8 protein-coding genes and 1 riboswitch are annotated in these 13,174 nt (G+C 51.5%); of the genes, 2 read left to right on the top strand and 6 right to left on the bottom strand.

Annotated features, from left to right (window positions below; all coding sequences use genetic code 11):
* The first annotated feature begins 49 nt into the window (after positions 1-49).
* Both C5610_RS01910 and acnB read left to right on the top strand, forming a co-directional pair.
* Positions 50-940: a LysR family transcriptional regulator gene (locus C5610_RS01910; protein WP_105305636.1), complete on the top strand. Its 891-nt coding sequence runs from the start codon at positions 50-52 to the stop codon at positions 938-940.
* A gap of 129 nt (positions 941-1,069) precedes the next feature.
* A complete protein-coding gene (acnB, locus tag C5610_RS01905) occupies positions 1,070-3,658 on the top strand; it encodes a bifunctional aconitate hydratase 2/2-methylisocitrate dehydratase (protein WP_105305635.1) in 2,589 nt (862 codons plus the stop codon).
* Positions 3,659-3,726: 68 nt separating this feature from the next.
* On the opposite strand, the gene C5610_RS01900 is transcribed toward acnB, so the two are convergent.
* From C5610_RS01900 to C5610_RS01875, 6 genes are all read right to left on the bottom strand, one after another.
* Positions 3,727-4,581, bottom strand: coding sequence for a hypothetical protein (locus C5610_RS01900; protein WP_158682637.1), 855 nt, complete (start codon positions 4,579-4,581; stop codon positions 3,727-3,729).
* Positions 4,582-4,589: 8 nt separating this feature from the next.
* On the bottom strand, positions 4,590-6,974 hold the full coding sequence (locus C5610_RS01895; protein WP_105305633.1) for a fimbria/pilus outer membrane usher protein: 2,385 nt from the start codon (positions 6,972-6,974) through the stop codon (positions 4,590-4,592).
* Positions 6,943-7,644, bottom strand: coding sequence for a fimbria/pilus periplasmic chaperone (locus tag C5610_RS01890; RefSeq protein WP_157982907.1), 702 nt, complete (start codon positions 7,642-7,644; stop codon positions 6,943-6,945). The genes C5610_RS01895 and C5610_RS01890 overlap by 32 nt, the downstream gene beginning before the upstream one ends.
* 64 nt (positions 7,645-7,708) lie before the next feature.
* Positions 7,709-8,212 carry a hypothetical protein gene (locus tag C5610_RS01885; protein WP_105305631.1) on the bottom strand — a complete coding sequence of 168 codons (504 nt, stop codon included), beginning with the start codon at positions 8,210-8,212 and terminating at the stop codon, positions 7,709-7,711.
* Between the two features lie 17 nt (positions 8,213-8,229).
* Positions 8,230-8,322: riboswitch (cyclic di-GMP riboswitch) on the bottom strand.
* Between the two features lie 400 nt (positions 8,323-8,722).
* Positions 8,723-11,827, bottom strand: coding sequence for an efflux RND transporter permease subunit (locus C5610_RS01880; RefSeq protein ID WP_105305630.1), 3,105 nt, complete (start codon positions 11,825-11,827; stop codon positions 8,723-8,725).
* Positions 11,827-13,146 (bottom strand): efflux RND transporter periplasmic adaptor subunit, encoded by a 1,320-nt coding sequence (locus C5610_RS01875; protein WP_105305629.1) that lies wholly within the window; start codon positions 13,144-13,146, stop codon positions 11,827-11,829. Before C5610_RS01875 ends, C5610_RS01880 begins: the two co-directional genes overlap by 1 nt.
* Positions 13,147-13,174 lie beyond the last annotated feature (28 nt).

Genomic DNA, 13,174 nt, shown 5'->3' with positions numbered 1-13,174 from the left:
AATCTAATACAGTTATATTGAATTAATATTTTCATCTTATTCAATAATTATGAACATCTTACACTTGGAAATGATGCAGACCGTGGCCGCTACCGGCAGTCTGCAACAAGCAGCACAACAGCTGTTTAAAACCCAGTCAGCCATCAGTATGGCACTAAAAAAGCTTGAACAGGAAGCCGGTTTTGCCTTGTTCGATCGCAGTGGCTACCGGTTAAAGCTCACTGCCCACGGCCAGCAGTATCTGCGCCAGGCCGAGGAGGTGCTGCGCCAGCATCAGCGTTTACAAACACTGGCCGGACGGTTACGTGAAGGTGCCGAGCCCCATATCACGTTATGCTACGACCACACCTGCGATGCCGGTCTTTGGCTGCAACACATAGACACCTTGCAGACCGACTTTCCGGCCACGGAAATCCGCATCGAAGGCGAATCGCAGTTACGCAGTCTGCGCCGCGTCAATGAAGGTGAAGTTGATCTCGCTATTTGCCCGTGGCTACCGCTGTTCCGCCAATACGGTGATTTTGAGACCACACCTATTGCGCCGTTCGAACTTATCGTGGTGATCGCGGACAGCCTCGTCAAACGCATCGGTACGCGCCCCACCACCCGCCAGCAATTATTGAATCTCACGATGTTGTTGCCACAGAATCTGGACGTCGGGATCAGCGTCGATGCCATCTTGCGGCTACCCAGTAAGCGCCGTATTCAGGCTAATGATGTGACCACCCAACGGGAGTTACTTCTCGCCGGTATGGGCTGGGGTATCATTCCCAAACATATGGTCAGACCTTATCTTGACGGGGGTCAATTACATGAGATTTCGATCCCCGGTTTTGTCCAGCAAGTTAACCTGGAAGTGCACATGATTCGGTCTGCCGCACGCACCCTGGGGCCAGCAGCACAGAGCCTTTGGCAGCAGGCGCTCAATCACTGCGGCTGACAATAGCCATTCACCGCATTTATTGCCTGAATGCCCCCATAACATGGGAATTTAGCCGCGCTTTCCGTATAATGCGCCGCATCGAGCAATTGTCATCCATTGATGTAAGCAAAATAAGAGGTAATTCGAGTGCTTAAAGAATATCGTCAGCACGTGGAAGAACGTGCCGCAGAGGGCATCCCTCCAAAACCATTAACGGCTGAGCAGGTAGCGGATCTTGTTGAGCTACTGAAAAATCCACCGGCCGGCGAAGAAGATTTTCTGGTCGAACTGCTGGCAGAGCGCGTGCCTCCGGGTGTTGATGAAGCCGCTTACGTTAAGGCCGGTTTCTTAAGCGCGCTGGTAAAGGGTGACGTACAAAGCCCGGTTATCAGTAAACAGGACGCCGTTAAGTTACTGGGTAACATGCACGGCGGCTATAACATCGAAACCTTGGTGGAACTGTTAGACGATGCCGAGTTGGGTCGTTTGGCCGCGGAAGAATTAAAACACACCATTTTGATGTTCGACGCGTTCCACGACGTTGAAGAAAAAATGAAAGCCGGTAACGAGCTGGCGAAAGAAGTGGTTGAGTCGTGGGCTGAGGGTGAGTGGTTTACCAGCCGTGACAAAATGCCGGAGCAAATCAAAGCGACGGTTTTCAAAGTAACCGGTGAAACCAACACCGATGACTTGTCACCGGCGCCTGACGCCTGGTCACGCCCAGACATCCCGCTGCACGCTAAAGCTATGTATAAAATGCCGCGCGAAGGCATCACTGACGCGGGCAAGCAAATTGAAGAGCTGAAGCAAAAAGGTCATCCGGTTGCGTTCGTTGGTGACGTTGTCGGTACTGGTTCTTCACGTAAATCGGCAACCAACTCGGTACTTTGGAACATCGGCGAAGATATGCCGGGTACACCAAACAAACGTGCCGGCGGTATCTGCATCGGTGGTAAAGTCGCTCCAATCTTCTTTAACACCATGAAAGATGCTGGTGCTTTGGTGTTTGAAGCCGACGTAGAAAAAATGAACATGGGTGATGTCATTACCATCTACCCTTATGAAGGCAAAATCGAAAACGAAGCGGGCGAGGTGATCGCCGAATACGACTACGCATCACGTGTCATCCTTGACGAAGTTCGTGCGGGTGGTCGTATCAACCTGATCATCGGTCGCGGTTTAACCACCAAGGCTCGCGAATCTCTGGGACTGGGTCACACCGATCTGTTCCTGACACCTGAACAGCCTGCTGACAGCGGTAAAGGTTACAGCCTGGCACAAAAGCTGGTGGGTAAAGCTTGTGGTATGGAAGGTGTTCGCCCAGGTACCTATTGCGAACCTAAGATGACGACCGTTGGTTCTCAGGATACCACCGGCCCAATGACCCGTGACGAGTTGAAAGACCTGGCCTGCCTTGGCTTTAACTCTGACCTGGTCATGCAGTCGTTCTGTCACACAGCGGCTTATCCTAAGCCGGTTGACGTTGAAACTCAGCACACGCTGCCTGATTTCATCATGAACCGTGGTGGTGTTTCATTGCGTCCGGGTGACGGTATCATCCACAGCTGGCTGAACCGTATGTTGTTGCCGGACACCGTCGGTACTGGTGGTGACTCACATACCCGCTTCCCGCTGGGTATTTCTTTCCCGGCAGGCTCTGGTTTGGTTGCGTTTGCTGCAGCAACAGGGGTTATGCCACTGGATATGCCGGAATCTGTGCTGGTTCGCTTTAAAGGTAAAATGCAGCCGGGTATTACCCTGCGTGACCTGGTTCATGCGATTCCTGCCTTTGCGATTAAAGAAGGTTTGTTGACCGTTGAAAAACGTGGCAAGAAAAACGCCTTCTCGGGTCGTATCCTGGAAATTGAAGGTCTTGAACACCTGACCGTTGAGCAGGCGTTTGAATTATCTGACGCCTCGGCAGAACGTTCCGCGGCGGGTTGTACCATCAACCTGTCTGAAGATTCTGTCGCAGAATACCTGCGTTCAAACATCACCATGCTGCGCTGGATGATCAACGAAGGCTACGGCGATGCCCGTACCCTTGAACGTCGTGCGCGTAAGATGGAAGAGTGGCTGGAGAACCCAAGTTTAATTCGTGCGGATAAAGATGCGGAATACGCAGAAGTCATCGAAATCGACTTGGATCAAATCAAAGAGCCTATCGTTTGCTGCCCGAACGATCCGGATGATGCCAAGTTCCTGAGCGAAGTCGCCGGCGATAAAGTTGACGAAGTCTTCATCGGTTCGTGCATGACCAACATTGGTCACTTCCGTGCTGCGGGTAAATTATTGGAGAAGAACTCGGATCCTCTGAATACTCGTCTGTGGATTGCGCCGCCAACGAAGATGGACAAAGCACAGCTGGAAACCGAAGGTTACTACGACATTTACGAGCGTAATGGTGTTCGTACAGAAATGCCGGGCTGTTCACTGTGTATGGGTAACCAAGCGCGTGTTGAACCTAATTCAACCGTTCTGTCGACCTCTACCCGTAACTTCCCGAACCGTCTAGGTGATGGTGCCAACGTTTACCTGACCTCAGCCGAGCTGGCTGCCGTCGGTGCGATTGTTGGCCGTCTACCAACGCCGGAAGAATACCTGGAATACGCACAGGACATTAACTCAATGGCTGGCGAAGTTTATAAATATCTAAACTTTGATCAAATGGATGCTTTCCGTGACGCTGAGAAAGCGGCCAAGGCAAACATCATTCCAACCATTAATGTGGCTTAATAACGTAAGCTAAGCCATCGCAAAGAAAAAAGCGCCGCAAGGCGCTTTTTTTCATTCCTGAAAAAGTTTTAACGCGCTGTAACGGTAACGTAAACCGTATCCCGATAACGTCCCGCGCGCTGATAATTGACATCATCGACGACCACCCCCATCGTGAACCGTCGCTTACCCGAATAACTCTGCTGGTAACTGCGCTGATACATGCTGCTGGACGAGAAACGGTCACCATCGAATAAAATCTCGTAGGGTATCTGACTCCCACTGTCCTGTTGGTGAACCAGTGCTTTCTCTTCAGAAAATATGGTGACGTCGTAAAGACTGTTGCTGAACACACTCAAACGCCAGTCGGCGCGGGCACCGTCATTCAAACTACCCAATTCAACCTGATAATGTCCGCCGTGGCCTTGCACGCTGCTGTCAGAGTCTGACACATGAATGCTCACCATTGCCGGCATATAAAAGCCAACATCGAGGTATTTTTGCACCAAATTATGCTGACCATCCCGAGAACTCACCATCAACGCAGCAGAATAGGTACCGGAGGTGATCACCCGGTGACCGTCAATGCGCAGCCACAGGTTCAGACGCTGATGACCATGGTAATCAACCACCCATGACAATCTGCCGTCGACCGTACGAACCGGCAATGGCTTACGGTTGGTATCAAGCAGCGTTGCATCCAGTTCAACCCCGTTAGCCCCCTTAAGTTTAAAGGGGCCCGCGTCCACCGCCCCAAAAATCAGGGTGTCAATACACGGGCCTCCCTCCCGATACGCCTGCACCTTTATTGGCAATAAAATCTCATCATCAAAGCGCACCGAACTGTGCTGATTGATTTGCACATCAAAATCGCCGGTACACTGGTGAGGATATTGACTATTGGCCTGCGCATTAAGCGCAAACACCCCCACAAGTATAAACATGAACCACTTCATGGCTTCACCTCACTTACGGTAATAACCCCCGCATCAATTAAATTCTCTTCTGTTGCTGTCAGTACAACGTCAGCGGACAGGCCACCTATCACCAATTGGTATCGACCCGGCGCTATACCTTCGACCGCAAACCGCCCTCGCCGATTCGTGAAGACTTCGAGCACCCGCCCTTCTCCACGTAACTCTCCCCGTTCCAGACTTAACGGCTGCCCCAGATGATTGTATATATAACCAAGCACCAAATAGGCCGCGTCGGAACCTACCGTAATAACACGACCGGTCGTACTACCGCCGCTTGAGTCATACAAACCAGGCCCCCAGTTATAGCCCAGCGGCGCATCCGGCACGTTAACCAACACACTGGTTTCACTAAACGGTGCTCCAAGTGACACCATACCGGCTATGGTTTCACCCGCTTTTGCTTCAATCTCGCCCAGATAGTCCGGGTTTACCTGCACGGTACTGTTCGCCAGCGTATGGTGCTTGCGCACTAACGCAAAGGGCGTTTCGACAATACTTCCGACACCAACCTGACCATCGGCTATACCCAGGGTTGATGACAGTGCCGTACGATAAATGTCAAATTTCGCTCCTGACGCTAATTCCAGTTGCGATGCCGTCAACTCAGCTCGACCCCGATTACCAGTATAGCTTGCACTGGCACGTATATCGCGGATCTGAGCATTATCAATGCCATAGATTTCGTAGCCATAATTACCGACTCGGTTCCGATTTATGCGGCCATAGGAAAGTTGCGTCTGTTCCCGCCGATCATCGTATTCCGCCCGGCTACGGATCTGACTGCGAGAGTCATAGCCGTTCCAGGAGATACTGAAAAACACACCATCCTGCTGCTGCGTCAGCGGATCGATAAAGTTACTACGGTAGTACTCGGCGCTAAACAGCCACCCACGACGACGATAACTCATGCGCAGCGAATCAATGTCTATTTCCGTACCATCAACCGCTTCATAGCGCGAAACACTGGCTGTGAGATCCAGATCATCGTTAAAATAATAGCTGTAATCTGCGGTAAAACGTTTATCGTCCAATAGTGTCAATGGCACCATTGCCACGGTTGGAGCAAAATCGGACCGGGTTTCATAACTAAAACGCAAGTTGGGAGAGCTGTTATAACCACTCCCCCAAACCGAAAAACCCATATCAATGGAGGCCGCATAGCCGTCGTAACTTTCAATTTTCGAGTGCGACCCACGTAAGGTAACGACCCCCACGCTAAAGCCATAAGACAATGTAGTTCCGGCAATATGACCAAGGCTACTGAGTTCGGCATTGATACCCGCAGTAAAGGCATCACTAAAACCATAATCGTAGTAACCCGAGAGGGTTAATTCGTCCTCATAATCGTATGAGAACTCCTCAAACTCCGAAGCATACCCCAGCCGTAATGCAAAATCCGACAAGCCCTTACGCAATAAAGCACCACTGTAGAAGTTATCGAACTGAAACGTTTGCGTAGTGCCGTCTTCGAAGGTAGCAATAACCAGTACCTCATTTGCTCCGGACGTAAGCGGCAAATCATTCAACTCGTAACGACCCGGATTAAACTGCTGCCGCAGTACTGTGAACCCGTTCACCTGGATTTCAACATCGGCGCTGGAGGGCAAATAAAACTGTTGGGTGTTCCCCGGGCTGATTTCACGACGAGGTTGCAGTTCCCGGTATGCACGCGAAATGCCGATGCCGCCCATATTAAGACCACTGACATGACCACTGGTAAAGGTGGTTAAGTCACCGAGCTCGTAGCGCATCGGTTTGACGGGATCATCGTGATAAAGCGTAATTTCGCCGCGATAGAAGGTGTTATCTCCCTCATTGTCGCGGTCAGCAAACCCTGACCAGCGCATATTGACGCCGTCATAGCCCCCAAAGTTGACACTACCGAGCCATTCAAGCGCAACTTGGGTATCGGAGTCGATCGTTTCCGTTAACAAATTAAAACGGTTTAATGTTGCCCAGGATGCCGTTTCATCGGGTAATACCAATTCATTTTGGCCACCATAATCGAGCTCGGTAGGACGCAATGCCGTCCCCGCCAGCTTCAGGGTCAGGCTCATGTTTTGCACTGAAAAAGTAAGAAAAATACCGCTGTCTTCCAACGTTGACAGTGGAATCATGGACTGTTCATAGGTGCTGAGTCGTTGCAAGGTTTCATCATTGAGCAACCGTTTCATCGAATCAAGCAGAGAGTCCCGAACCACCGAGACAACCTCACCGGATTGAATACTGACGGCGATATCTTTTAAGTTTCTTTCATTGTAGGTAACCGGTAAATCGATAGCGTATTGCTGTGCGACACAAACAGGAACCGCAGCAGCAAATGATGCACTAACGATCGTCAGCCAGGCGGATGAACGCATCTTCAACTGTCCCTTGTTCGTGAATTGATGATAACGCCAGCCGGATGGTATGTGATGGCATTAAATAAGAAACTGGCAGTAGCTCGCGATACAGCGTCCACTCCACCACACGTTCTTCGCCATCGTTAATAAACAACTCACTGCCATTTAGGTTAACCACTTGGTTGCCTTCGTTACTCAATACCAGCTCACAGTGTTGCTGCGCGTCACATTCAAGACGTTGCTGCAGGCTTTCGATGCCTTGCTGCGGATTGACAAACAATAAGGTGGCGAAGTTAAACACCATATTAATCTCAGGTTGACCGTCGGCGTCGTTCTTCAACGGCAATTGCTTGAACACGATACGATAGGATTGAGTCTCTGCAATCCGTGGGTCACCAATGAATTGCGCCCGAAAAACTTGGTAAGATTTGGCGTTCACTTCGGTTTGTGGCGGCAGTACCAGAATGTCATCGGTTTCGACCAACTGCTCGGCCTGGTTTTCATCGAACGTCCGTTTGTAGATTTCCACTTCCAGTGCCAGCGTGGTGTCACTTGGATTAGCCACACGGTAGGTGACCCGGTTGTTACCGCTGCTTGCCAGAATTTCAGCTATCATCGGCTCAACCTCGTAGGCTTTCACCAATAAAGCGGTGAGCACGAGCAACCCGAACAATGATTTTTTTAGCATGGTTTTTTTCTTATTTTGGCGGAAAACGAGAGCCATCGCCCGAGGGCGATGGCTTTATTACGGATTAGTTTGGTGTGACAGTCACAGTGATTGTGTCACTGTAGTCACCCGCACGCTCATACCCTGTTGGAGCAGGAGATACAGTCAATGTCCGGCGGTGTAGGTCACCATTGGTGTTGTTACCTACCATGTTGCCGTTACCAGTCATTGAGTAGGGAGAAGTCAACGACACACCTACTGCAGCGCCATGATCCATGGTGTATGGAATGAAGCCGGCTTGTGGATCGTTGTTAAGGGCAAGTACACCACCATTTTGAGAGCTGTAGGTGATGGTTGGCATCGCTGCGGTGTTACACCAGAAACCGATACCAAATCCTGCGGTAGCAACGCCATCCAAAGCGATAGTTTTTGATGGGCCACTGCTGTTATCGACTTTACACACTTTTTCTACGGTACCATTGACAGAGAAAGAAGTGGTGTCGGTGTTATTCATATCCATCTGTTCAGCTAACGCTGCGGTGGAGGTGAGTAAGCTAACAGCGATAAGTGTTTTTACTGAATTTTTCATTGTTGCGAAATCCTAATTTTCGCAGCCCGGCTATCTTAGAAACGACTCAGAATACTCTGAGACCCGTGGCTTTCCGTCCCCACCTCGCGGTGGGTTTGGCTTACCTGAAGTCACCGTTAGTGCCTTCAGGTGACGAAATATTAATCAGCAATTTGCGATTCCGCCAGTAAGAAAATGAAGATTTTTTATAACAAATGGATAATATGTTGAATTTAAATTGAATTTTATTTACATAAAAACCTTACTATTGATCTGGATCAAAACAAACTACACCAGCTCTGTATCCTATAGTAGACAGGCCTCCGCGGTGAACACAGTGTTTTTTCTCACCGCTGAGCGCGCTAAGAACCGCGGAGAAAACCTTTTTAATGGAAAACCCGTTTGTTTGGGTTTGGTTGTTGGTACGGGTTTTGTGCCCATCACCCGCACCGCTGTTCATAACATCCGAAGGTTTTGATGTTTTAACAATAAAACCTCTGCGCTCTCCGCGCTCTTCGCGGTGAACATGCGCTACTTCCAGCGTAAATAAAACACAGCCGGTATCAACAGCATGGATACCAGCGGAGCGAGGATCATCCCGCCCACCATAGGTGCTGCTATCCGTTGCATAACTTCGTTACCAATACCGCTGCCGAGCATGATCGGCAATAGCCCGATAACAATGGTAGCCACCGTCATTGCCTTAGGTCGTACTCGCAACACCGCCCCTTCCTCAATCGCAGCCTGCAATTGCGGGCGCTGCTGACCCACGCCTTTCCAGGCGTTATTCAGATACAGCAACATCACCACACCAAATTCGGCGGCAACCCCGGCCAACGCAATCATGCCCACGATCACCGCCAATGACAGGTTGTAATCCAGCCAATACAGCAACCATAAACTGCCGGTCAACGCCAGCGGTAATGTCGCAATCACCAGCAATGCCTGCCCCATCGAACGGAAGGTCAAGTAGAGCAAAATCACGATCAAGGCCAATGTCAGCGGAATGATCTCTTTTAAATCCGCCTCGACTTGTTGCATGGACTCAAACTGCCCGGTCCAGCTCCAGCTATAGCCCGTTGGCAATGACAACTGCGCCAGCTCATCGCTGACGGCAGCAATGTAATCACTGACCGTCACGCCTTTCGCCGGTTCGATAAAGATCCAGCTACTGAGCCGCGCATTTTCACTTTTTAATACCGCCGGCCCGGACGTTAAATCAATCTCAGCAACATCGGACAGTGTCAGCCAACGACCGTCAGCCGAGCGGATCGGTAACTCACGTAACTTATCGATATGATCCCGTGTCTCGCGCGGGTACCGAAGGTTAATCGGAAAGCGCTCGTTGCCCTGTACCGAGGTGGCAATATTACTGCCGCCGACGGCCTGCATTAAATGCTGCTGAATATCCGCCTGTGATAAGCCAAATCGGGCCGCTTCGCGCAGTTTAGGCAATACTTCGATATAGCGTCCGTCGGCCGCGCGTTCGGCGATCACCGAGCCGGTTTCCGGTAACTCCGCCAGTACCCCTTCAATGTCGGTCGCCAGTTTCTGAATGCGGGCAAACTCGGCACCGCTTACCTTGATCGCCAACGGCGTTTTAACGCCGGTAGCAAGCATTTCGATGCGCGTCCGGATCGGCATCACCCAGGCATTGGTCAAACCCGGAATCTGCACCATCGCATCGAGCTCATCCATCACGTCATCAATGGTTTTCCCTGCCGGCCACTGTTCTTCCGGCGTTAACGTGATGCTGGTCTCAATCATCGTTAACGGCGCGGGATCGGTGGCTGTGTCCGCCCGCCCAATCTTACCAAACACCCGTTTTACCTGCGGATGCTGAGCAATCAGTGCATCGGTCTGCTGGAGCAGTTCACTGGCCTCGTTCACGCTAATGCCCGGTAACGTGGTCGGCATGTACATGAGGTCACCTTCATACAATGGCGGCATCAGTTCATAGTCTAATTTTTGCCACGGATACCAGGCCGACGCCGTGATGCCGATACACAGCACAATCAGCAATTTGGGCCAGCGCAACGTCATGTTCAGCAACGGCCGATACAGCCAAATCAGCAATCGCGTCAACGGGTTACCGGTTTCCGCCGGGATTTTTCCCCGCACCAGTAACGCTATCAATACCGGGATCAACGTCACTGCCAGTACCGATGCGGCACCCATCGCCAATGTCTTGGTGTAAGCCAGCGGTTCGAATAAGCGCCCTTGTTGCCCTTGGAGGGCAAAAACCGGAATGAAGCTTACGGTTATCACCAACAGCGAGAAAAATAGCGATGGCCCGACTTCCGAGCAGGCATCGGTGATCAAACGCCAGCGTTGCGCACCTTGCGCCGGTTTATCGTCATTTTGTTGCTGGTAATGATGCAAGTGCTTATGGGCGTTTTCTATCATCACAATGGCCGCGTCAACCAACGCCCCTATCGCAATCGCAATACCGCCCAAACTCATGATGTTGGCACTGATGCCCAAGCCATTCATGATCCAGATCGCCAACAATACCGACAGCGGCAGGCTGACCACCGCCACCAACGCGGAACGCGCATGCCAGAGGAACAGGACGCAAACAATGGCCACCAGCGCCATCTCTTCGATCAGTTTGGTGGTCAGGTTATCTACGGAAGCCTGTATCAGTTCCGATCGATCATAGGTGGTCACCAGCTCAACACCTTCCGGCAAGCCCTGCTGCAATTGTTCGAGCTTGGCTTTGACGTTGTCGATGGTTTGCAAGGCATTAGCACCGTAGCGCATCACCACAATGCCGCCGACCACTTCACCATCACCATCAAGTTCAGCGACACCACGTCGCACTTGTGGTCCCAGCCGCACATCGGCAATGTCTTCCAGTAGCAGCACACCGTCGTTGCCGGAAGCCTTCAGCAACGGCAATTGCCGCAGATCCTCAATGGACTGCAGGTAACCAAGACCCCTTACCATATACTCGGCTTCGGCCATTTCGACCACCGAACCGCCGACTTCCGAATTGGCTTGCTGTATGGCCTGTTCAACGTCGGTTAATGACAGCTGATATTGGTGCAACGTGCGCGGGTCAACAACCACCTGATAGGTCTCAACCATACCGCCCACCCGGGCAACTTCCGCGACGCCTTCAACGCTCTGCAATTCCTGCTGCAAAAACCAGTTCTGTAAACGCGTCAACTCGCCCAGGTTGTGTTGACCGCTGTGGTCGACCAGCGCGTACTGATAAATCCAGCCAACCCCGGTTGCATCGGGTCCAAGGCTTGGTTGTACCGCCTCTGGTAACTGGCTTTGCGCCTGATCCAGGTATTCGATGACCCGGCTACGGGCCCAGTAAGGGTCGGTGCCTTCCTCAAAGATGACGTAAACGTAAGAGTCGCCGAAAAATGAGAAGCCCCGTACCGACTTGGTATTGGGGACAGACAACATCACACTCGACAATGGATAGGTCACTTGCTCTTCGACCACGGCCGGCGCCTGCCCCGGGTAACTGGTCTTAACAATCACCTGGACGTCGGACAAATCCGGAATCGCATCCAGCTTAGTCTGTTGCAACGACTTCCAGGCTAAAAAACTTAACGCTGCAAAAAGCAGCAGCACCAGCATCGAGTTACGCAACGATGCCTGAATGATCCGCGTTAACATCAGTGGCCTCCGTGGTCATGTTGCATCGCTGGCATTGCCTCAGCATCCGGCTGCAGGCCCCGTAATGACGCTTCCGAATCGAGTAGAAACTGGCCGTTGGTGACCACACGCTCGCCTTCCTGAAGACCTTCCCGGATAACGATATCATCACCAATACGCAAACCCGTCGTGACTTTTCGCACGGCAAACGCCTGTTCATTCGTCTGCACGATGACACGGTTATTTTTTTGCGTCTGGATCAGGCTTTTCACCGGGATAACTAAAGCGTTCTCGATAGTATCCAGCTCGATACGGCCGCTCGCCCAAATGCCCTCGCGCAAGTTATCGATGGACGCATCGACCGGAACCCGGGCGGTTATCGTTTGTGTGCTCTGGTCAACTTGCGGGTAAAGATAATCAATGCGGTTCATCCAGTGGCCGTCAATTTGTTCCGAGCTAAGGTGTACCATTTGCCCGACAGCGAGCTGATCGGCATAACGTACCGGCACATCCAGCATAAACCACAGCTGCTCGTCACCACTGATGGTCATCAACTCAAGTCCGGGATTAACGTACATACCTTGCTGGATATTGAGCTCCGTCACATAACCGGACTTTGGTGCGAAATAATCCACCTCGTAGCGCGTCTCGCCACTTTTCTCCAATTGCGCGATCTGCGCCTCGGTCATACCCAGCAGCCGCAATCGCTGCTGGCCACGTTGCTTGAACTGTTGCTGACGCTGCGAGTTACCCACTTGCGCCAACGAGTTTAGTAATTGCAGATAGTCATCCTGTGCCACCACCAGGTCCGGTGCGTAAACACGATACAGTTTGTCGCCTTTATCCACCCACTGGCCTTCGATGTCGGCGTATAACTCTTCGATCCAACCTTCTGCACGAGCATGCACGTGGTATTTGGCAGACTGTTGCCAGCTCACTTGTGCTTGCGCCGAGATACTGGGGGTGACGTTTTTACGTTCAACCACAGCGGTCGTTACCCGTAGCGCCTGTTGCTGTTTCACCGGCACCGTAAAATCTCGCGAGCGATCCGTATCCGACTCTGACCTCTCGCTCATGTCATTGGACGGTTGCTGCGATTGCGGCCGTGCTTCCGTTTTCTTCTGAACCAAGTCCATGCCACAGATTGGGCACGTACCGGGTTCATCTTTCACGATTTGGCTGTGCATCGGGCAGACGTACTGCACGTCCTGCTCGTTAAAGGGGTCGTTGTCAGTGCTTTGCTGATGCTGATGTTGACTGTGGTCCTGAGCTAACGCAAGCGGCGCGCTAACCGTAGAAAGCAGCGCCAACAGCGTCAACGCTAACAATAAAACTCGCATGGTATTCCACCTTCTGATTGTGCATAAA

Origin of the sequence: Idiomarina sp. OT37-5b (genome assembly GCF_002968395.1) — a bacterium.
Taxonomy (GTDB): domain Bacteria; phylum Pseudomonadota; class Gammaproteobacteria; order Enterobacterales; family Alteromonadaceae; genus Idiomarina; species Idiomarina aquatica.
Note: the sequence above shows the minus strand (reverse complement) of the source record. Positions and strands in the feature narration are given on the sequence as shown.